This window comes from Janthinobacterium sp. CG_23.3, assembly GCF_046115965.1.
Taxonomy (GTDB): Bacteria; Pseudomonadota; Gammaproteobacteria; order Burkholderiales; family Burkholderiaceae_D; genus Janthinobacterium.
Genome location: NZ_JBJXIB010000114.1, coordinates 1 through 19649, shown reverse-complemented (window position 1 = coordinate 19649; position 19649 = coordinate 1). Strand labels below are relative to the sequence as shown.

At 65.7% G+C, this 19649-nt stretch carries 20 protein-coding genes; 12 read left to right on the top strand and 8 right to left on the bottom strand.

The features are described from left to right. Positions 1 to 75: 75 nt before the first annotated feature. The gene (locus ACFDR9_RS21720) at positions 76 to 951 is read right to left on the bottom strand and encodes an alpha/beta fold hydrolase (RefSeq protein ID WP_409032308.1); all 876 of its coding nucleotides are present in this window, start codon (positions 949 to 951) and stop codon (positions 76 to 78) included. Positions 952 to 1121: 170 nt separating this feature from the next. Between ACFDR9_RS21720 and ACFDR9_RS21715 the strand changes: the two genes are divergently transcribed. The 3 genes from ACFDR9_RS21715 to ACFDR9_RS21705 all read left to right on the top strand — a co-directional run bounded on the left by ACFDR9_RS21715 (position 1122) and on the right by ACFDR9_RS21705 (position 3147). Then, complete coding sequence (locus ACFDR9_RS21715; protein ID WP_017879031.1) at positions 1122 to 1646, top strand: gamma carbonic anhydrase family protein; 525 nt, start codon at positions 1122 to 1124, stop codon at positions 1644 to 1646. 6 nt (positions 1647 to 1652) lie between these two features. Next, entirely contained in the window at positions 1653 to 2618 is a 966-nt protein-coding gene (locus ACFDR9_RS21710) for an Hsp33 family molecular chaperone HslO (protein WP_409032307.1), read from the top strand. 235 nt (positions 2619 to 2853) lie between these two features. Further along, positions 2854 to 3147, top strand: coding sequence for a hypothetical protein (locus ACFDR9_RS21705; RefSeq protein ID WP_409032306.1), 294 nt, complete (start codon positions 2854 to 2856; stop codon positions 3145 to 3147). 144 nt (positions 3148 to 3291) lie between these two features. Here ACFDR9_RS21705 and ftsB read toward each other — a convergent pair whose 3' ends face one another. The 4 genes from ftsB to ACFDR9_RS21685 form a co-directional block, all read right to left on the bottom strand. Beyond that, complete coding sequence (gene ftsB, locus ACFDR9_RS21700; RefSeq protein WP_051068345.1) at positions 3292 to 3645, bottom strand: cell division protein FtsB; 354 nt, start codon at positions 3643 to 3645, stop codon at positions 3292 to 3294. Between the two features lie 44 nt (positions 3646 to 3689). Next, positions 3690 to 4973 carry a phosphopyruvate hydratase gene (eno, locus tag ACFDR9_RS21695; protein ID WP_017879027.1) on the bottom strand — a complete coding sequence of 428 codons (1284 nt, stop codon included), beginning with the start codon at positions 4971 to 4973 and terminating at the stop codon, positions 3690 to 3692. Between the two features lie 119 nt (positions 4974 to 5092). Continuing rightward, entirely contained in the window at positions 5093 to 5947 is an 855-nt protein-coding gene (gene kdsA / locus ACFDR9_RS21690; RefSeq protein ID WP_409032305.1) for a 3-deoxy-8-phosphooctulonate synthase, read from the bottom strand. Then, positions 5944 to 7641, bottom strand: a complete 1698-nt coding sequence (locus ACFDR9_RS21685) for a CTP synthase (RefSeq protein ID WP_017879025.1) — start codon at positions 7639 to 7641, stop codon at positions 5944 to 5946. Before ACFDR9_RS21685 ends, kdsA begins: the two co-directional genes overlap by 4 nt. Positions 7642 to 7955: 314 nt before the next feature. Here ACFDR9_RS21685 and ACFDR9_RS21680 point away from each other — a divergent pair, with 314 nt between their 5' ends. The 8 genes from ACFDR9_RS21680 (at position 7956) to ACFDR9_RS21645 (ending at position 14612) form a co-directional block, all read left to right on the top strand. Continuing rightward, positions 7956 to 8357: a PRC-barrel domain-containing protein gene (locus ACFDR9_RS21680; RefSeq protein ID WP_017879024.1), complete on the top strand. Its 402-nt coding sequence runs from the start codon at positions 7956 to 7958 to the stop codon at positions 8355 to 8357. Between the two features lie 173 nt (positions 8358 to 8530). Beyond that, positions 8531 to 9394, top strand: coding sequence for an STAS domain-containing protein (locus ACFDR9_RS21675; protein WP_017879023.1), 864 nt, complete (start codon positions 8531 to 8533; stop codon positions 9392 to 9394). A gap of 9 nt (positions 9395 to 9403) precedes the next feature. Continuing rightward, entirely contained in the window at positions 9404 to 9763 is a 360-nt protein-coding gene (locus ACFDR9_RS21670) for an STAS domain-containing protein (protein WP_017879022.1), read from the top strand. Beyond that, positions 9760 to 10188 (top strand): ATP-binding protein, encoded by a 429-nt coding sequence (locus ACFDR9_RS21665; protein ID WP_409032304.1) that lies wholly within the window; start codon positions 9760 to 9762, stop codon positions 10186 to 10188. Before ACFDR9_RS21670 ends, ACFDR9_RS21665 begins: the two co-directional genes overlap by 4 nt. Continuing rightward, positions 10173 to 11237 carry an ATP-binding protein gene (locus tag ACFDR9_RS21660; protein WP_409032303.1) on the top strand — a complete coding sequence of 355 codons (1065 nt, stop codon included), beginning with the start codon at positions 10173 to 10175 and terminating at the stop codon, positions 11235 to 11237. Before ACFDR9_RS21665 ends, ACFDR9_RS21660 begins: the two co-directional genes overlap by 16 nt. After that, positions 11234 to 12004: an ATP-binding protein gene (locus ACFDR9_RS21655; protein ID WP_409032302.1), complete on the top strand. Its 771-nt coding sequence runs from the start codon at positions 11234 to 11236 to the stop codon at positions 12002 to 12004. The genes ACFDR9_RS21660 and ACFDR9_RS21655 overlap by 4 nt, the downstream gene beginning before the upstream one ends. A gap of 60 nt (positions 12005 to 12064) precedes the next feature. Further along, positions 12065 to 13084, top strand: coding sequence for an ATP-binding protein (locus ACFDR9_RS21650; RefSeq protein WP_409032301.1), 1020 nt, complete (start codon positions 12065 to 12067; stop codon positions 13082 to 13084). Positions 13085 to 13091: 7 nt separating this feature from the next. After that, positions 13092 to 14612: a response regulator gene (locus ACFDR9_RS21645; RefSeq protein ID WP_409032300.1), complete on the top strand. Its 1521-nt coding sequence runs from the start codon at positions 13092 to 13094 to the stop codon at positions 14610 to 14612. 7 nt (positions 14613 to 14619) lie between these two features. On the opposite strand, the gene ACFDR9_RS21640 is transcribed toward ACFDR9_RS21645, so the two are convergent. Continuing rightward, entirely contained in the window at positions 14620 to 17784 is a 3165-nt protein-coding gene (locus ACFDR9_RS21640) for an error-prone DNA polymerase (protein WP_409032299.1), read from the bottom strand. A gap of 104 nt (positions 17785 to 17888) precedes the next feature. Here ACFDR9_RS21640 and ACFDR9_RS21635 point away from each other — a divergent pair, with 104 nt between their 5' ends. Continuing rightward, complete coding sequence (locus tag ACFDR9_RS21635; protein ID WP_409032298.1) at positions 17889 to 18236, top strand: hypothetical protein; 348 nt, start codon at positions 17889 to 17891, stop codon at positions 18234 to 18236. A gap of 349 nt (positions 18237 to 18585) precedes the next feature. Here the strand turns inward: ACFDR9_RS21635 and ACFDR9_RS21630 are convergent, their stop codons facing one another. After that, positions 18586 to 18750, bottom strand: a complete 165-nt coding sequence (locus ACFDR9_RS21630; protein ID WP_409032297.1) for a hypothetical protein — start codon at positions 18748 to 18750, stop codon at positions 18586 to 18588. Between the two features lie 207 nt (positions 18751 to 18957). Next, positions 18958 to 19545, bottom strand: a complete 588-nt coding sequence (locus ACFDR9_RS21625; protein ID WP_409032296.1) for a hypothetical protein — start codon at positions 19543 to 19545, stop codon at positions 18958 to 18960. Positions 19546 to 19649 lie beyond the last annotated feature (104 nt).

The window sequence follows — 19649 nt, the reverse complement described above, 5'->3', positions numbered from 1 at the left end:
CAAAAACAAAGCGGGGGAAGGATAGGTTTTGGGAGGACGTTTGTTTGGGGAGCGTTTGTTCCCCCCCCCCGCCCCTTACGCCAAAAACTCCTCCACCATCCGCGCCAGCGCTTCCGGCTGGTCGTGGTGCAGCATGTGGCCGGCGTCGCTGATCATCTTCGCCGTCACGTCGCGTAGGAAACCGAGGCGGCGGTCGATCTCGATGCGCGCCTCCGCCTTCGGCCCCATCCACAACCACATATTGGTATCGGCCGCCTCGACCCACAGCACCGGCGCGGTGATCGCGCTCCAGCACGCCATGAAATCCTCGACGTGGTAGGGCAAGGGGCTGGCCTTCTTATGCTGCGGATCGCCCAGGATGTCCCATTGGCCGGCGGCGTTTTGCGCGGCCCAGTGGCGCGACAGGAACTCGGCGCGCTCGTCGGACAGGCGCGGATTGGTTTTTTGCAGGCGCGCGGCGACCGCGGCGCGGTCCGGATAGCTGCGCATCTCGGCCGGTTCGAGCAATTCGTCGAGCCACCTGGCGTAGCGGCCCGGCACCTGCTCGGGCAGGTTCGAGCGCAAGCCGAAGCCCTCCAGATTGATCAGCTTGCGGATGCGCCCCGGGCGCGCGCCGGCATAGATGCCGATGACATTGCCGCCCATGCTGTGACCGAGCAGGTTGACGGCCTGATCGGGCGAATAATGGCGCAGGATCGCGTCGAGATCGGCGACATAGTCGGGGAACCAATAGGTGTCGGCGCGCGGCCGCTCGCTCAGGCCGAAGCCGCGCCAATCCGGGGCGATCACATGCCAGTCGCCCTGCAGCGCGTCGACGACGAACTGGAACGAGGCCGACACGTCCATCCAGCCGTGTAGCATGAACAACTTGGGCGCGCCCTCGCGGCCCCAGTGCCGGACATGGGTGCGCAAGCCGCGCACGGTGATCATTTCGGAGCGAGACAGTTGCATAATGGTTCCACCTTGAAAGTAACAAAGGCGCCGCCAACGAGCGGCGACGCGCTACAATAAACCCGAATATAAAAGCACGGTCGTACCATTATACCGAATTGCGCTTGCCGGACGGGAAAAGCCGGCGAGGGCGTAAAATAGCGCGATTCCAACGTTCACCGGACCTGATTATGACCATCTACCAATTGGGCGAGCACGCGCCGCATATTGACGCGTCCGCTTTCATCGCCGACACCGCCACCGTGATCGGCAAGGTCAGCGTCGGGGCCAACGCCTCTGTGTGGTTCGGCGTGACGCTGCGCGGCGACAACGAGCGTATCACCATTGGCGAGAATAGCAATGTGCAGGAATCGTCGGTGCTGCACACCGACATGGGTTTTCCCCTGTCGATAGGCAAGAACGTGACGGTCGGCCACCAAGCCATGCTGCACGGCTGCAGCATTGGCGACGGCGCGCTGATCGGCATCCAGGCGGTGGTGCTGAACGGCGCCAAAATCGGCAAGGGCTGCCTGGTCGGCGCCGGCGCCCTGGTGACGGAGGGCAAGGAATTTCCCGACAATATGTTAATCATCGGCTCGCCGGCGAAGGCGGTGCGGCCGCTGACGCCGGAAGACATCACGCGTTTGCAAGGCAACGCCGCAAGTTATGTGCAGCGCGCCCAGCTGTTCAAGACGCAACTTACAAAGATTGGATAAGAAACAATGACGACAGACGTAAAGCCAGACGCCGGCATCGACACGCTGCAAAAATTTATTTTCGATAACGCGGCCGTGCGCGGCGAGTTCATCGACATCTCCGCCACCTGGCGCGAGACGCTGTCGCACAACAGCTACCCGCCGGCGGTGCAGGCGGTGCTGGGCGAAATGGTGGCCGCCGCCGCCCTGCTGTCGGCCAACCTGAAGTTCAACGGTTCGATCATCATGCAAATCCACGGCGACGGTCCGGTGCGCCTGATGGTGGTCGAGTGCGACGCCGAACTGCGCCTGCGCGCCACCGCCAAGCTCGACCCGAAGGCGCAGATCGCCGACGACGCGACGGTGCCGGCGCTGCTCAACGCCAACGGCAACGGCCGCTTCATCATCACCCTCGACCCGAACGACAAGATGCCGGGCCAGCAACCCTACCAGGGCATCGTGCCGCTCGACGGCGACGACCTGGCGACGGTGATCGAGAATTACATGCTGCGCTCCGAGCAGCTCGACACCCGGCTGTGGCTGGCCACCAACGACACCACCTCGCGCGGCCTGTTGCTGCAAAAGCTGCCGCACCACGGCGGCAAGGCCGAGGCGGTGCCGCTGTCCGAGGAGGACGCGCTGGACACCTGGAACCGCGCGGTGATGCTGGCGTCCACGCTGAAGCCGGAGGAGATGCTGTCGACCGATATCGACACGCTGATGCAGCGCCTGTTCTGGGAGGAAACCATCCGCGTGTTCGAACCGACCCACCCGAGCTTCCATTGCTCGTGCACCCGCGAAAAGGTCGGCAATATGTTGAAGATGCTGGGCCAGCCCGAGGTCGACGGCACCCTCGATGAATTCGGCGAAGTCAGCGTCAACTGCGACTTCTGCGGCCAGCGCTACGCCTTCGACAAGGTCGACTGCGCGCAACTGTTTGTCACCGACGCGCCCGCCGAAGCGCTGATCAGCGCCAGCGCCGTCAAGCACTAAGCCTTCCAAGCGCCCCGCCCGGCCTCGGGCCGGGGCGCCCCGCCCCAGCCGCCACGCCCGCCGCGGCGGCAAAAAAAATTGCCACGCACCAGTATATTTTACGCACCAAAAAGGCGCGTCTACGCCCCTATTATGTGCATTGTGAATTTCTGAAATTTGAAAAGGGAATTGGACGCATAACCGCGACTCCGATATTGTGCAATGCAACATCCCCTCTATCTTAAGGAGTCACACCATGTCCACGATCACCAACAACTTCGCCGCCCAATCGACCCCATCGAACGGCTACCTGAGCCAAGTCGGCGCCGCCGCCCGCTCGCTGCTGTCAGCGCTGCTGGCCGTCAAGCCGTACCAGGAATTGGCCGTCAAGGACGCCGGCGCAAGCAGCCGCGCGTCGCGCGCCGCCACCAAGCCGTCGCCGCGTCAACGCGCACGCGATATCGCCGCGCTGTACGCCGAAGCGAACCGTCACGAGTCGAGCATGCCTAACCTGTCGGCCGAATTGCGTTTCATGGCGTCGCGCGGTTAAGTCGTTTTGTTTAATTGAGCAGTGTTGGAAATACAGCAGGTAAGCGGCAAGTAGTAAGCAGCAAGTAGTAGGCAGGCAGGTAGTACAGTTGAGCCCTCCGGGACGAGAGTCGAACATTGCTTCCTCCGTCCTCCGGGGCTAACGTCAGTGTGGCGCGGGCGCGTTGCCGGTGCTTACAGCCGGCGCCGGGGCGGTGGCCGCGGCGGACACGATCGGCGGGGTCTGGCCCTTGCCGACGATTTGCACGAAAATTTCGTTTTTCTTGACCATGCCCAGTTCAAAACGGGCGCGCTCCTCGACCGCTCCGGTGCCGTCTTCCAGATCGCGCACTTCGGAATCGAGTTTGGCGTTGCGGGCTTTCAGTTCCACATTCTTCTTTTGCGCCATTTCCACCTGGTTTTCCAGGTCGGACACGCGCAACCATCCCCCTTTGCCTATCCACAGCGGGAATTGAATCAACAACAGCAGGGCCGCGAGTGCGAGCGTAATCAGACGCATGGGAATGAAACCGGCCGGAGTACAATCCGGCCGGTTGAGGTGAATTACTTCAGGTTATAGAAAGCGTCGCGGCCAGGGTAGCTGGCGATGTCGCCCAGGTCTTCCTCGATACGCAGCAACTGGTTGTACTTGGCCATGCGGTCCGAACGCGACATCGAGCCGGTCTTGATCTGCAGCGCGTTCATGCCGACGGCGATGTCGGCGATGGTCGAGTCTTCCGTCTCGCCGGAACGGTGCGAAATAACGGCCGTGTAGCCGGCGCGTTTGGCCATTTCAATCGCGGCGAAGGTTTCGGTCAGCGTGCCGATCTGGTTGATCTTGATCAGGATCGAGTTGGCGATGCCCTTTTGGATGCCTTCTTTCAAGATCTTGGTGTTGGTGACGTACAGGTCGTCGCCGACCAGTTGCACCTTCTTGCCCAGCGCTTCGGTCAGGATCGCCCAGCCTTCCCAGTCGCCCTCGGCCATCGCGTCTTCGATCGAGATGATCGGGTACTTGTCGCACCAGGTCGCCAGCAGGTTGGTGAAGTCGGTCGCCGACAGGCTCAGGCCCTCGCCGGCCAATTCATACTTGCCGTTCTTGTAGAACTCGCTGGCGGCGCAGTCCAGGCCCAGCGCGATCTGCGTGCCCGGCTCGTAGCCGGCCTCTTCGATCGCCTGGATGATCAGCTTGATGGCTTCTTCGTGGCTGGCCACGGAGGGCGCGAAACCGCCCTCGTCGCCGACCGCCGTGGTCAAGCCCTTTTTCTGCAGGATCTTTTTCAGCGTGTGGAACACTTCCGCGCCGTAACGCACGGCTTCCTTGAAGCTCGGCGCGCCGACCGGGATAATCATGAATTCCTGAATATCGAGGTTGTTGTCGGCGTGCGCGCCGCCGTTGATGACGTTCATCATCGGCACCGGCATTTGCATCGCGCCCGAACCGCCGAAGTAGCGGTACAAAGGCAGGCCGGCTTCTTCGGCGGCGGCCTTGGCGACGGCCATCGAGACGGCCAGGATGGCGTTGGCGCCCAGGCGGCTCTTGTTTTCGGTACCGTCCAGGTCGATCAGGGTACGGTCCAGGAACGCTTGCTCATTGGCGTCCAGGCCCATGATCGCTTCCGAGATTTCGGTGTTGATGTTCTCGCACGCTTGCAGCACGCCCTTGCCGAAATAACGTTTCATGTCGCCGTCGCGCAGCTCCATCGCTTCGCGCGAGCCGGTCGAGGCGCCCGACGGCACCGCCGCGCGGCCCATCACGCCCGACTCCAGCAGGACGTCGCATTCCACGGTCGGATTGCCGCGCGAGTCAATGATTTCACGGCCGATAATATCAACGATAGCACTCATGTCATTCTCCAAAGTTAAGCGTAACAGGTCTCGGCAAGCGGCGTTTTCACGCCACTCATCCAGGAATTTTCAGGGTATTCCCGGCGCGGCGCCGCGCCGGGGGAGTCCAGCTTGCAAGATCAAGTAAAGCTGTTTTCCAGGAAACCAGCCTTCTTGGTGACGCGGTCCAGCTCGATCAAGGTCGACAGCAACTCTTTCATGCGCCCCAGCGGCACCGCGTTCGGGCCGTCGGACAGCGCCCCGGCCGGGTTCGGATGGGTTTCCATGAACAGGCCGGCGACGCCGACGGCGACGGCGGCGCGCGCCAGCACCGGCACGAATTCGCGCTGGCCGCCGGACGAGGTGCCCTGGCCGCCCGGCAACTGCACCGAGTGGGTGGCGTCGAACACGATCGGGCAAGCCGTCTCGCGCATGATCGCCAGCGAACGCATGTCCGACACCAGGTTATTGTAGCCGAACGACACGCCGCGTTCGCAGGCCATGAAGTTATCTTCCAGCAGCCCCTTGGCGCGGGCCGCGGCGCGCGCCTTGTCGATGACGTTTTTCATATCGCCGGGGGCCAGGAACTGGCCCTTCTTGATATTCACCGGCTTGCCCGACTGGGCGCAGGCGGTGATGAAATCGGTCTGGCGGCACAGGAAGGCCGGCGTTTGCAGCACGTCGACCACCGACGCCACCGCGGCGATGTCCTCGACCGCGTGGATGTCGGTCAAGACCGGCACGCCCAGCTCGCGTTTGACGTCGCCGAGGATTTCCAGGCCCTTGTCCATGCCGAGCCCGCGGAACGAGGTACCCGACGAACGGTTGGCCTTGTCGAACGAGGACTTGTAGATGAACGGGATGCCCAGCGCGGCCGTCATGTCCTTGAGCGCGCCGGCGGTGTCGAACGCCATCTGGCGCGATTCGATCACGCAGGTGCCGGCGATGAGGAAAAACGGCTGGTCAAGGCCGACGTCAAATCCGCATAATTTCATGCTGCATCTCCTAAGGCGGTGCCGGCGACGGCGTGCAGGTGCGCCACGGTGGTGCCGCCCGCCGCTTGATGCGCCAGGGCAGCCTTGATGAACGAGGTAAACAGCGGATGGCCGGTGCGCGGCGTCGACTTGAATTCAGGATGGTATTGCACGCCCATGTACCAGGGATGGGCGTTGGCGCCGGTGCGCGGCAATTCCATGATTTCGCACAGGTCTTCGCTCGGGGTACGGGCCGACACCACCATGCCGGCCGCTTCGACGCGGCCGAGGTAATGGTTGTTGGCTTCGTAACGGTGGCGATGGCGCTCGGTGACGACGCTGCCGTAGATCTCGGCGGCCAGCGTGCCCGGGTTGACGGCGCAGGTTTGCGCGCCCAGGCGCATGGTGCCGCCCAGGTCGGAGTTCTCGTCGCGCAACTCGACCTTGCCGTCGTGGTTTTGCCATTCATTGATCAAGGCCACCACCGGCTGGTCGGTGTCGAGGTCGAACTCGGTCGAATTGGCGTTGGCCATGCCGGCCATGTGGCGGGCGTACTCGATCAGCGCGACCTGCATGCCCAGGCAGATGCCCAGGTAGGGGATCTGGTTTTCGCGGGCGAAACGGGCCGCCGCGATCTTGCCTTCGACGCCGCGCTTGCCGAAGCCGCCCGGCACCAGGATCGCGTCGTACTTCGACAGCTCGGCGCAACCCTTGGTCTCGATCTCTTCGGAGTCGATGTACTCGATGTTGACGCGGCTTTCGGTGTGGATGCCGGCGTGGCGCAGCGCCTCCGTCAGCGACTTGTACGACTCGGTCAGCTCGACGTACTTGCCGACCATGCCGATCGTCACTTCCGCCTTCGGATGCTCGAGCGCGTAGATCAGCTTGCTCCACATCGACAGGTCGGCCGGCGCCGGGTCCAGGCCCAGCGCTTCGCAGACGATCGCGTCCAGGCCCTGGTCGTGCAGCATCTGCGGCACCTTGTAGATGGTGTCGGCGTCCCACACGGAGATGACGGCCTTTTCCTCGACGTTCGAGAACAGCGAGATCTTGGCGCGCTCGTCGTCGGGAATCGGCCGGTCGGCGCGGCACAGCAGCGCGTTCGGCGAAATGCCGATTTCGCGCAGCTTTTGCACGCTGTGCTGGGTCGGCTTGGTTTTCAGCTCGCCGGCCGACTGCAGGTAGGGCACCAGCGTCAGGTGGACGAAGGCCGACGACTTGCGTCCGGCGCGCAGGCTCAACTGGCGCGCCGCCTCCAGGAACGGCAGCGATTCGATGTCGCCGACGGTGCCGCCGATTTCCACCAGCGCGACGTCGAAACCTTCGGCGCCGCGGTAGATGTAGTCCTGGATTTCATTGGTGATGTGCGGGATCACTTGCACCGTCTTGCCCAGGTATTCGCCGCGGCGTTCCTTGCGGATCACCGATTCGTAGATCTGGCCGGTGGTGAAGTTGTTGACCTTTTTCATGCGGGTCGAGATGAAACGCTCGTAGTGGCCGAGGTCGAGGTCGGTTTCGGCCCCGTCGTCGGTGACGAACACTTCACCGTGTTGCATAGGGCTCATCGTGCCAGGATCGACGTTGATATACGGGTCGAGCTTGAGCATGGTGACTTTGAGGCCGCGCGATTCGAGGATCGCGGCGAGAGAGGCGGCGGCAATCCCTTTACCAAGGGAAGACACGACGCCGCCAGTGACGAAGACAAATTTGGTCATTGCGGATAGTGCCGAACGGCACGTGCGGGAAATTGAAATTATACACTAAAGACCGCCCGGCGTTCCTGCCCGGCGCGGAAAAATCCGTCAAACCGCGGCCAACCCCGGCCTCCATGCTGCAAGCGCACAACATCGTCGGGCCGCCGGTTTCCCGGCCGCCCCGCCATGCACCCAGCTTAGCCCAAACCGGGCGGCGCCGGGGCGCGCCGCGCGCATGCCGCCCATTCCCGATCAGATATATATATGTGTGCGTCAGCGAACAGAAACTTTTCCGCCGCGCAGGCACTCTCACGTCTTTCACCACGGAGGTCACCATGAGCTACGAAGAACGCGACGTATATGGAATGTATGTGGACACCGGCCACAAAGGCCCGGGCCCGGAACTGATGGGCGCCGACACGCTGATCGGCGACCACGTCCACAATCTGAAGGACGAGCACCTGGGCGAGATCAAGGAAATCATGCTGGACATGCGCTCGGGAAAAATCGCCTACGCGGTCATGTCGCGCGGCGGCGTCTTCACCATCGGCGAAAAGCTCTTCGCCGTGCCGTGGGAGGCGCTGACGCTGGACACCGTCAACAAGCGCTTTACACTGAACATCGACCAGCAGCGCTTCGAGACGGCGCCCGGCTTCGACACCGATCGCTGGCCCGACATGGCCAACCAGGCCTGGGCCACCGAAGTGCACGGTTTTTACGCCACCAGCGGGCGCTAAGTCCGCTTGTACCGCGCCGCCGCGCCGGTGCCCGCGATGTGTATTCGCGCCGTCCGCGACCGGCGGCGCGCCACCCCGCGGCCGAGCAGGCCGCGCCAACCCCGGCGACAGCAGCATCGCTGAGGCGAGGCGGCGCGACGGCGCCGCCAGCCGGCGCCGCCCCGAGGAACAGCATGAACCACTACACCACCACGCAATTAGGCGCCATCATCGAACAACACCAGAACAGCCTGCTCGAAGGCTGGCTGGCCGGCATGATGGCGCGCATGATCCGCCGCGACAAGGCGGCCGAGGCGCAGTTGCGCGAGCAGGCCGGGCAGTTGCTGCCGCTGCTGGCGCAGGCGATACGCCAGGGCGCCAGCAGCGATATCGAAGGGCCGGCGTGGGACGACACCCGCCACCTGCTCAGCGAGCTGTCGCAGGCGCGCGTGCGCCAGGGCTTTTCGTCGATTGAAACGGCCAGCTTCGTGTTTTCGCTGAAGGAGCCGCTGTTCGCCCACCTGCGCGCCGAACTGGCCGGCGACCCCGCCGCCATCGTCGCCGAGAGCGCCTACACCAGCGCGCTGTTCGACCAGCTCGGCCTGTACACCGTCGAGGTCTACCAGAAGGCGCGCGAACAGGTGATCTTGCGCCAGCAGCAGGAATTGCTGGAACTGTCGACGCCGGTGGTGCAACTGTGGAAAAACGTGCTGGCGCTGCCGCTGATCGGCACGCTCGACAGCGCCCGCACCCAGGTCGTCATGGAAAGCCTGTTGCAAAAAATCGTAGACACCGGCGCCTCGATCGCCATCATCGACATCACCGGCGTGCCGACGGTCGACACGCTGGTGGCCCAGCATTTGCTCAAGACCATCGCCGCGGCGCGCCTGATGGGCGCCGATTGCATCATCAGCGGCATCCGCCCGCAGATCGCCCAAACCATCGTGCACCTGGGCGTCAACCTGGAGGACGTGACCACCAAGGCGACGCTGGCCGACGCCTTCGTGGTGGCGCTGAAACGCACCGGCTCGACCATCAGTTATTCGGAACCCGACTAGGAGGCGCGCATGGACCGCATCCCAATCTTGAAAATGGGCACGCTGTTGCTGGTGACGATCCAGGTCGACATGCACGACCGGCTCGCCATGACGCTGCAGGACGACCTGACCGAGCGCATCGTCAAGGACCGCGCGCGCGGCGTGCTGATCGACATTTCCGCGCTCGACATGGTCGACTCCTTCATCGGCCGCATGATCAGCAACACCGCGGCGATGGCGAAGATCCTCGACGCCCGCACCGTGCTGGTGGGCATGCGCCCGGCCGTCGCCATCACGCTGGTCGAACTGGGGTTGACGCTGGACGGCGTGCGCACCGCGCTCAACGTCGACGCCGGCATCAAGCTGTTGCGGCGCGAGGCGCCGTTTTGAACGCCGCCGCGGCGCAACCGGCGGCGCTGCCGGCGGTGCTGCCGCTGAACAGCGACGAGGACGTGGTGCGCCTGCGCCAACAGGTGCGCGAACAACTGGTGGCGCTCGGCTTCAGCCTGATCGAGCAGACCAAGATGGTCACCGCCGCCAGCGAACTGGCGCGCAACACCTTGCGCTACGGCGGCGGCGGCAGCGCGCACATGCGGCGGCGCGACAACGGCGCGCGCCGCGGCGTCGAGTTGCGTTTCGTCGACGAAGGCCCCGGCATCGCCGACGTGGCGCTGGCGCTGACCGACGGCTACACCAGCGGCGGCGGGCTGGGCCTGGGGCTGAGCGGCGCCAAGCGCCTCTGCGACGAATTCAGTATCAATACAACGACGGGCAAAGGCACTACGGTGACGATAACCAAATGGACACTCTTTTAAATCTGGCCGGGCCGCAACACAACTACCGCATCGGCGAGCCGAGCGAAGTGGCGGCGGCGCGGCGCGCCGGCAACGAACTGGGCCGCCGGCTCGGCTGGGACGAGGTGCGCGTCGGCCAACTGGCCCTGCTGGTCACCGAGGCGGCCACCAACATCGTCAAGCACGCCGGCCACGGCGAAATCCTGCTGCGCCCCTTGTACGGGTATGACGGCGGCGGCGCCGCCGTCCTCGGCGTCGAGGTGACGGCGCTCGACGCCGGCCCCGGCATCGCCAACCTGGCCCGCCAAATGCAGGACGGCCACTCCACCGCCGGCAGCTACGGCGTCGGCCTGGGCGCGATGCGCCGCCTGGCGCACGAATTCGACGCCTACACCGCGCCCGAGCGCGGCACCGTGCTGCGCATGGCGCTGTGGGGCGCGGCGCCGCTTCCGCCGGCGCCGGCGCCGCTGTTCCAACTCGGCGCGGTCTGCCTGCCCCTGCCCGGCGAGCAGGAATGCGGCGACGCCTGGCTGGCCACGCCCGGGCGCGACAGCCTGACGCTGCTGGTGGCCGACGGCCTGGGCCACGGCCCGCAGGCCGCCGCCGCCGCCCAGGCCGCGCTGGCGGCGGCCGCCGGCGACAGCGCCAGCGCGCCGGCGGCGCTGCTGCAACGCCTGCACGCGGCGCTGCACGGCAGCCGCGGCGCGGCGCTGGCGATCGCCCGCATCGACCTCGGCGCGGCGCAGCTGCGCTTCGCCGGGGTCGGCAACATCGCCGGCTGCGTCTTCGACGGCGCCGCCCGGCGCCACCTGCTGTCGCACAACGGCATCGTCGGCAGCAACCTGCGCAAGGTGCAGGAATTCGCCTTGCCGTGGCACGCCGGCGCCACGCTGGTGCTGCATTCGGACGGCGTCGGCACGCGCTGGAACCTCGACCACTACCCCGGCCTGGAGCGCTGCCACCCGGGCATCATCGCCGCGCTGCTGTACCGCGACTTCGGCCGCGGGCGCGACGACGTCGGCGTATTGGTGCTGCGCGACTGCGGCGCCGGCGCGGAGGCGGCGGTATGACGCGGCGCATCCTCACGGTCGCCGTCAAGACCGAACTCGACGTCGTGGCCGCGCGCCAGCGCGCGCGCCAGGTGGCCGCCCTGTGCGGCTTCAACAAGCAGGACCAGGTGCGCATCGCCACCTCGGTCTCGGAACTGGCGCGCAACGTCTACAACTACGCCGGCGGCGGCAGCGTCGAGTTCGCCATCGAGGGCGCGACCTCGCCGCAGATCCTGCGCATGCGCATCGTCGACCAGGGCCCCGGCATCGCCCAGTTGGAGCAGATCCTGGCCGGCGCCTACCGCTCGCCGACCGGCCTGGGCCTGGGCATCCTCGGCGCGCGCCGCCTGATGGACCGGGTCGACATCCAGACCGGGCCGGAGCGCGGCACCGAGATCACCCTGCACAAGCTGTTCCCGCGCGAGGCCGCCGCGCTGGACGCGACCATGGTCGGCGCGCTGGGCGCGCAACTGGCCGCGCCGCAGGAAAACACCACCCTGCTCGAGGTGCAGCGGCAAAACCAGGAACTGCTGGCCACGCTGGCCGAGTTGAAGACGCGCCAGGACGAGTTGCTGCAACTGACGCGCGAGCTGGAGGACACCAACCGCGGCGTGGTCGCGCTGTACGCCGAGCTCGACGAACAAGCCGGCCACCTGCGCCGCGCCGACCAGATGAAGTCGCGCTTCCTGTCGAACATGAGCCACGAGTTCCGCACCCCGCTCAGCTCGATCCGCGCGCTCGCCAAGCTGCTGCTCGAGCGCGTCGACGGCGAGCTCTCGGGCGAGTAGGAAAAGCAGGTCAGCTTCATCCTGGAAGGCGCCGTCGCGCTCAACGACCTGGTCAACGACTTGCTCGACCTGGCCAAGATCGAGGCCGGCAAGGTCGAGATGCGCCCGGTCGAGTTCGACGTCGCCGACACCTTCAGCGCGCTGCGCGGCATGCTGCGCCCGCTGCTGGTGTCGGAAACGCTGAGTTTGAGCTTCCACGCCCCGGACGGGCCGTGCCCGATGTATACGGACGAGGCGAAACTGTCGCAAATCCTGCGCAACTTCATTTCCAACGCGCTCAAATTTACCGAGCGCGGCGCCATCACCGTCAGCGCCGTCGCGCTGCCCGGGCAGGACAGCGTGCGCTTCGACGTCGCCGACACCGGCCTGGGCATCGGCGCCGCCGACCTGGAACTGATTTTCGAGGAATTCAGCCAGGTGGAAAACCACCTGCAGCGCGGCGTCAAGGGCACCGGCCTGGGCCTGCCGCTGTGCCGCAACCTGGCCGGCCTGCTGAACGGCCGGGTCGGCGTGCAAAGCACGCTGGGCGTTGGCTCGGTGTTTAGCGCCGTGATCCCGGCCCGCTACGTCGCGCCCGGCGCGGCCGTGGCCGGCGCCGGCGTCGACGCCGGCGCGGCGGCGCGCGACCAACGCATCCCGGTGCTGGTGGTCGAGGACCACGCGCCAACCCGCCTGCTGTACGAGAAATACCTGGTGGACAGCGAGTTCCGCGCGGTGCCGGCGCGCAGCCTGCGCGAAGCCGACGACCTGTGGCCGGCGCTGCAGCCGGGCGCCGTGATCCTCGACATCATGCTGCACGGCCAGCACTCCTGGCACTGGCTGGCCGAAGTGAAAAGCGACCCGCGGCGCCAGCACGTGCCGGTCCTGGTCGCCACCGAAATCGACGACAAGCGCAAGGGCCTGGCCCTGGGCGCCGACGCCTACTGCTCCAAACCGCTGTTCCGGCAAGAGCTGCTGGCCACCTTGCGCCTGCTGACCGCGGCGCCGCCGCAAGCCGGCGGCGGCCGCGCCGTCCCCGCCCCGCTCCCGGCAGCGCCGGCGCCGGCGGGTTCCACCAGCGTCATCACCAACCCGGATTGAGGCCACCATGTCGCCCCCCACCTTTCCCGACTCCGTCATCCTGAACGTCGACGACAGCGACGGCGCGCGCTACGCCAAGTCGCGCATCCTGACCCGCGCCGGCTTCCAAGTGATCGAAGCGGCCAACGGCGGCGACGCCCTGCTGCGCGCGCGCGCGGCGCGGCCGAACCTGATCCTGCTGGACGTCAAGCTGCCCGACATCAACGGCTTCGAGGTTTGCCGCCGCCTCAAGAGCGACCCGGACACCCAGGCCATCCTGGTGCTGCAAACGTCGGCCTCGTACATCGGCGTCGCCGACAAGATCAGGGCGCTCGACGGCGGCGCCGACAACTATTTGTTCGAACCGATCGAGCCGGAGGAGCTGGTGGCCAACGTCAAGGCCCTGCTGCGCCTGGGCAACGTCGAACGCGAGCTGCGCGAGGTCGACCGCCGCAAGGACGAGTTCCTGGCGACGCTGGCGCACGAGCTGCGCAACCCGCTCGGGCCGATCCGCAACGCCGTCGAGCTGCTGCAGCGGCTCGACCCGGACGTGCCGGAATGGCAGCGCAAGGCGCGCCAGACCATCCGCCGCCACACCGACCACATGGTGCGCCTGGTCGACGACCTGCTCGACGTGTCGCGCATCTCGCAAGGGAAAATCACGCGGCACCAGGAGCGCGTCGAACTCCACACCGTCATCGACAGCGCGCTCGAAAGCAACGCCCACATCGTCGCCAGCCGCCGCCACGCGCTCACGCTGGACTTGCCGGCGCAACCGCTGTGGCTGCCGGGCGACTATGTGCGGCTGTCGCAAATCGTCGGCAACCTGCTGCACAACGCCGCCAAGTTCACCGCGCCCGGCGGCGCCATCGCGCTGTCGGCCCGGCTCGACGGCGGCCAGGTGCTGATCCGCGTGGCCGACAACGGCGTCGGCCTGGCGCCCGACCGCATCGACTTCATCTTCGGCCTGTTCGCCCAGGACCGCCACGCCAACGACCGGGTCCAGGACGCCCTGGGCATCGGCCTGTCGCTGGTGCGCAAGCTGGTCACGCTGCACGGCGGCAGCGTCGGCGCCAGCAGCGCCGGCCCGGGCCGCGGCAGCGTCTTCGAGGTGCGCCTGCCGGCCGAGGTTGCCCCGGCCGACGCGCCGCTGGCCGACCCGGCGCCCGCGCCCGGCGCGCCGCTGGCGGCGCGCATCCTGGTGGTCGACGACAACGAGGACGCCGCCGACACCCTGGCCGACCTGCTGGAAATCGACGGCCACCAGGTCAGGACCGCCTACAACTGCGGCCAGGCGATCGACTGCGCGCGCAGCTTCCGGCCGCAGTACGTCTTCCTCGACATCGGCCTGCCGGACCTGAGCGGCTACGAGGTCGCCGTGAAGCTGCGCGAACTGCCCGACATGCGCGACGCCACCCTGATCGCCCTGACCGGCTACGGCCGCCAGCAGGACAAGGACCAGGCCTTCGACGCCGGCTTCGACAAGCACGTCGTGAAACCGATCGACTTCGCCAAGCTGGCCACGCTGAACCTGCATTCGCAGGGCTAGCCCGGCGTCAGCAAAAGTCGCGGCTGCCGGTGGGCAGGCGCCCGAGCAGGCGCGACATGTCGACCAGGCGCTTGGCCACCAGGTGGCGCACGATGCCCTGGCGCTGCCAGACGCCGTACACGCCCAGCAGCGGCGCGCCGAGCACCTCGCGCCGCTGCTGTTCGACCAGCGAGGGCCAGACGATGACGTTGACGGTGCCGGTTTCATCCTCCAGCGTGATGAACAGCACGCCCTTGGCGGTGCCGGGGCGCTGGCGCACGGTGACGATGCCGCAGGCGCGCGCCAGCTGGCCGTCCTGGAAGTGGGCCAGCGCGGCGGCCGGCAGGAAGCGCTGCTCCAGCAATTGCGCGCGCAGCAGCGCCAGCGGATGGCGCCCCAGCGTCAGCCCCTGCGAGCGGTAGTCGCCGAGGATCTCGTCGCCCTCCGAGGGCGGGCGCAGCAGCGGCAGCGCCTCGTCCGGCGTGGTCGGGCGCAGCAAGTCCTTGTCCGGCACCGCGCCGACCGCCTGCCACAGCGCCTGGCGCCGGTTGCCGGCCAGCGCCAGCAGCGCGTTGCCGCCGGCCAGCACCTGCAAGTCGTGCCGGTCCAGGCCGGCGCGCCGCGCCAGGTCGGCCACGCCGGCGAACGGCTGCACGGCGCGCGCGTCCTCGATGCGCTGGGCGCTGTCGGCGCGCATGCCGCGCAACAGCGCCAGGCCGAGGCGCACCGCCGGCTGCCCGCGCGGCCCCGGGTCGTCCTCCAGCGCCGACTCCCAGCCGCTGGCGCAGACGTCGACCGCGCGCACCTCGACGCCGTGGCGGCGGGCGTCCTGCACCAGTTGCGACGGGCTGTAAAAGCCCATCGGTTGGCTGTTCAGCAGCGCGCACAGGAAGCCCGCCGGCTCGTGGCATTTCAGCCAGGAGCTGGCGTAGCTCAGCAACGCGAAACTGGCCGCGTGCGACTCCGGGAAGCCGTACTCGCCGAAGCCCTGGATCTGGCTGAAGATCGCCTCGGCGAACTGCGGCGAGTAGCCGCGGTCGAGCATGCCGCTGACGATGCGTTCGTGGTGGTGGTCCATGCCGCCCTTGCGCTTCCACGCCGCCATCGCCCGCCGCAAACCGTCGGCCTCGCCCGGCGTGTAGCCGGCCGCGATGATCGCCACCTGCATCACCTGCTCCTGGAAAATCGGCACGCCCAGGGTGCGCTCCAGCGCCGGGCGCAGGTCGTCCTTCTCGTAGGCGACCAGCTTGGGGTTCTGCCGGCGCTGCAAATACGGGTGCACCATGCCGCCCTGGATCGGCCCGGGCCGCACCAGCGCGACCTCGATCACCAGGTCGTAGAAGCGGCGCGGCTGCAGCCGCGGCAACATGCTCATCTGCGCGCGCGACTCGATCTGGAACACGCCGACGGTGTCGGCCAGGCAGATCATGTCGTAGGTCGCCGCGTCCTCGGCCGGAATGTCGTGCAGCGCGAACTCGCTGCCGCGGCGCCGGCCGACCAGCTCGAGCGCGCGCCGCAGCGCCGACAGCATGCCCAGCGCCAGCACGTCGACCTTCATCAGGCCCAGCTCCTCCAGGTCGTCCTTGTCCCACTGGATCACGCTGCGCTCGGCCATGCTGGCGTTCTCAATCGGCACCAGGCGCGACAGCTTGCCCTGGGCGATGACGAAGCCGCCCGGATGCTGCGACAGGTGGCGCGGAAAGCCCAGCAGGGCCTGCGCCAGCGTGGCCCACTGCTGCGACAGCGGCGCCTGCGGATCGAGGCCGCACTCGGCCAGGCGGTTCAGCAAGTCCTGCTTGCCGTCGAACCAGTGGTGCGCCTTGGCCACCTTCTCGACCACCGCCAGGTCGATCCCAAGCGCCTTGCCGCTGTCGCGCAGCGCGCTTTTGGGCCGGTACGAAATAACCACGGCGGCCAGCGCCGCGCGCTCGCGGCCGTATTTGGCGTAAATATACTGGATCACCTCTTCGCGGCGCTGGTGCTCGAAGTCGACGTCGATGTCGGGCGCCTCGGCGCGCTCCTTCGAGATGAAGCGCTCGAACAGCAGGTTGCCGCGGGCCGGGTCGACCTCGGTCACGCGCAGGCAGTAGCAGACCGCCGAATTGGCCGCCGAGCCGCGGCCCTGGCACAGGATGCCCTGGGAACGGGCGAAGCGCACGATGTCGTAGACGGTCAGGAAATACGGCTCGTAGGCCAGCGCGGCGATCAATTCGAGTTCGCATTCGATCTGCTCCTGCACGGCGGCCGGGATACCCTCGGGGAAGCGCTGGTGCGCGCCGATATAGGTTTCGCTGCGCAGATAACTGCCCGGCGTGTGGCCGGGCGGCACCAGCTCGTCGGGATACTCATAGCGCAGCTGGTCGAGCGAAAACGTGCACAGGCGGGCCATGCGCAGCGTCTCGGCCAGCGCCTGGGCCGGGTAGATGTTGGCCAGGCGCAGGCGCGCGCGCAAATGCTGCTCGGCGTTCTGCGCCAGCGCGTAGCCGCACTCGCCCACCGGCTTGCCGACGCGCACCGCGCACAGGGTGTCGTGCAGCGGCTTGCGCGAACGCACATGCATGCACACGTGGCCGACCGCCACCACCGGCAGGCCGTGCTGCCAGGCCACCTCGTTGACGCTGAGCCGGTGGGCGTCGTCGAAGGCGCGGTGCAGCAGGTTCAGGCCGATCCAGCCGCGCCCCGGGAAGGTGGCCGCCAGCCACGCCGCCTGCGCGTGCAAGCGGTCGACGCCGGCCGGCTGGTGCGTTGGATAGCCCGGCAGCAGCACCAGCAGGCAATCGGCCAGTCCCTGCAGATGCGCCTGCTGCGCCTTGGGCGCGGCGAAGTCGTCCGGCGTCAGCAGATAACTGCCCTTGACCGCGCCCTCGCGGGTGCGCGCCAGCGTAATCAGCTCGGACAAGTTGCCGTAGCCGTTGCGGTTTTGCGCCAGCGCCAGCAGCGACAGCGCCGGGCTGCCGTCCGCCTGCTTCAAATGGAAATGCGCGCCGATGATCAAGGGCAGGCCGGCGCGCTTGGCCTGGGCGTGCGCCCGCACCACGCCGGCCAGCGAACACTCGTCGGTAATGGCCAGCGCCGCGTAGCCGAGCTGTACTGCGCGCGCGACCAGCTCCTCGGCGTGCGAGGCGCCGTACAAAAACGAAAAATTCGTCAGACAAAACAGCTCCGCGTAATCGGGCAAGCCGGCTGATCCCATGATACCCATGATACTGTATATAAACACAGTATTATAAGCGCGTTTTTGCGGCTTGCCCACCTCTATGCTACGCTACAACATTGCCTTGATACCAAGCAGAGAACATGCCCGCCAGCCACAAACTACTGTGCTTCGGCGCCACCCCCCGCGGCGGCAACCCGGCCCTCGTCATCGAAGACGAGCACGCCGACGCGGCGGCGCGCCAGCAATTATTGATCGCCGCCTGGGGAAAAGAACGTGGCGTGAGCGGCTGCTACGCCTACGCCCAGCGCGCCGACGGCCGCTACGAGGGGCGCAACTTCAACCACCTCGACCCGGCGCTGGAAGACACCGCCACCGCTCAACGAACCGGGTCAAGGCTGGAAAGTCCAAGGCTTCCACCGACAGTTGGGCCGAATCGGACGACTGATCATGTAAAAACGACAAGAACGCGATGTCGTTCTGGTGGATGAATTGCGCGCTGCAACCAGCCAGCGACGCGGCCGCCAACGCCGCGGCGGTCCACCTGAAATACATTCCCCTGTCAAACAACGCGATACTCCTGAATTATGAAGACTGGCCATTCCATTGAATGGCCGATAGTGGCAACTTCGTTGACGTAGGGTGGGCACGGTCCTGTGCCCACGCGTGCCACGGCGCCCGCCGCGTGGGCACAACAACGCGCCCACCCTGGCAAGCCGATACGCCAACGAACGCAGAAACTAGTTTAACGCCGACTGCGTAGTGATCGTTACTTTTTCATTCGAAGGCAAATGCGTCACCACGATTTCCGTCTCGGTCATCGCATCGATGCGGTATACATTATCCAGTGTTTCCTTGGCCCGGATTGGAAATTAATACATCGTCGCGCGTCAGATAGGTGACCAGCTTGCCGTTCACGTCGACCATCCGGCCGAAATAGAGGAAGGGAAAAGGCGGAGCGACGGGCTTGACCGGGGCTGGCGGCAGCGGCGGAGGCGGCGCCACGAACTTCGGCTGTGGTGGCAAAAAAGTCACAACCTAGAAGGGGTCGGCGGTGGCCTCGAGCAAGGGGTCGCGGTCAAACTCGCTGCCGGCAGATGCACGCGAAACATGTCCGGCAACCGAAGTAGCTAATTTTGCTATGTGCGGTGTGCCGGCAGAGGATGCCTGTGAGTTTTGAACATCGCGCCATGCAGAATAGAGTACCCCCTATCACTCCTGCTGTAGACTCAAGAAAAACTTCATCAATTTATCAACTTGGCAATATAGCTGATCAGCATAACCATCACGCATTGCAATGCTAAGTGATATTTTTTCCTTTTGCACTTCTGCCAATAAATCGATTGCCAAATCAAGTCTTCCAGCCTCATAAAACAATATAGCCGTAGATATATATTCTCGATATACATTATATCGTGGCTGCTCCACAGTTAAGCGACTAGAACGCAAACCTGTTAAAGCTTGTAGTTGAAACTGTGCCAAATCATAAGGATTTCCAATATCAGATAATATTGGCTCCACATATCTCTCAAAAACCTCAATAAATTCGTCCGCCATCGAGGGAAGGGTTTCTAGCCGGCCATCCAACGTGGGATATTTTAAAGCGTAGTTCTCTTGCCATCTTAAATGTGCAGGAAGAAATCTCAATATTATTGCCGAGGCCGGTTCTATCCAAGCGTCACTGAGCGAGCAGCAGCTACGTTCCAGCAATAGTTTGTTTGACATTTCCGCCACATATTTAGAGCGAATGATAACTAACGGCTCAATACTCCAAGTATCCGGCGTAACAGCCACACTCAAGGATAAATAGTGACTGTTCAGCCGCTATGCGGCAAGCGGGATAGGATTACCGTTGAAGGCCCGGAGCAGAACCTCAAGCATGCCATGGCCTTGCTTGCGTAGCG

What these genes read in the sequence shown, in the direction of transcription:
- ACFDR9_RS21640 (WP_409032299.1), bottom strand. Translation starts at nt 17,784, where the DNA reads ATGGGATCAGCCGGCTTGCCCGATTACGCGGAGCTGTTTTGTCTGACG.
- ftsB (WP_051068345.1), bottom strand. Translation starts at nt 3,645, where the DNA reads ATGCGTCTGATTACGCTCGCACTCGCGGCCCTGCTGTTGTTGATTCAA.
- ACFDR9_RS21675 (WP_017879023.1), top strand. Translation starts at nt 8,531, where the DNA reads ATGAACCACTACACCACCACGCAATTAGGCGCCATCATCGAACAACAC.
- ACFDR9_RS21645 (WP_409032300.1), top strand. Translation starts at nt 13,092, where the DNA reads ATGTCGCCCCCCACCTTTCCCGACTCCGTCATCCTGAACGTCGACGAC.
- ACFDR9_RS21655 (WP_409032302.1), top strand. Translation starts at nt 11,234, where the DNA reads ATGACGCGGCGCATCCTCACGGTCGCCGTCAAGACCGAACTCGACGTC.
- ACFDR9_RS21660 (WP_409032303.1), top strand. Translation starts at nt 10,173, where the DNA reads ATGGACACTCTTTTAAATCTGGCCGGGCCGCAACACAACTACCGCATC.
- ACFDR9_RS21670 (WP_017879022.1), top strand. Translation starts at nt 9,404, where the DNA reads ATGGACCGCATCCCAATCTTGAAAATGGGCACGCTGTTGCTGGTGACG.
- ACFDR9_RS21705 (WP_409032306.1), top strand. Translation starts at nt 2,854, where the DNA reads ATGTCCACGATCACCAACAACTTCGCCGCCCAATCGACCCCATCGAAC.
- ACFDR9_RS21635 (WP_409032298.1), top strand. Translation starts at nt 17,889, where the DNA reads ATGCCCGCCAGCCACAAACTACTGTGCTTCGGCGCCACCCCCCGCGGC.
- ACFDR9_RS21680 (WP_017879024.1), top strand. Translation starts at nt 7,956, where the DNA reads ATGAGCTACGAAGAACGCGACGTATATGGAATGTATGTGGACACCGGC.
- ACFDR9_RS21710 (WP_409032307.1), top strand. Translation starts at nt 1,653, where the DNA reads ATGACGACAGACGTAAAGCCAGACGCCGGCATCGACACGCTGCAAAAA.
- ACFDR9_RS21720 (WP_409032308.1), bottom strand. Translation starts at nt 951, where the DNA reads ATGCAACTGTCTCGCTCCGAAATGATCACCGTGCGCGGCTTGCGCACC.
- ACFDR9_RS21715 (WP_017879031.1), top strand. Translation starts at nt 1,122, where the DNA reads ATGACCATCTACCAATTGGGCGAGCACGCGCCGCATATTGACGCGTCC.
- ACFDR9_RS21685 (WP_017879025.1), bottom strand. Translation starts at nt 7,641, where the DNA reads ATGACCAAATTTGTCTTCGTCACTGGCGGCGTCGTGTCTTCCCTTGGT.
- kdsA (WP_409032305.1), bottom strand. Translation starts at nt 5,947, where the DNA reads ATGAAATTATGCGGATTTGACGTCGGCCTTGACCAGCCGTTTTTCCTC.
- eno (WP_017879027.1), bottom strand. Translation starts at nt 4,973, where the DNA reads ATGAGTGCTATCGTTGATATTATCGGCCGTGAAATCATTGACTCGCGC.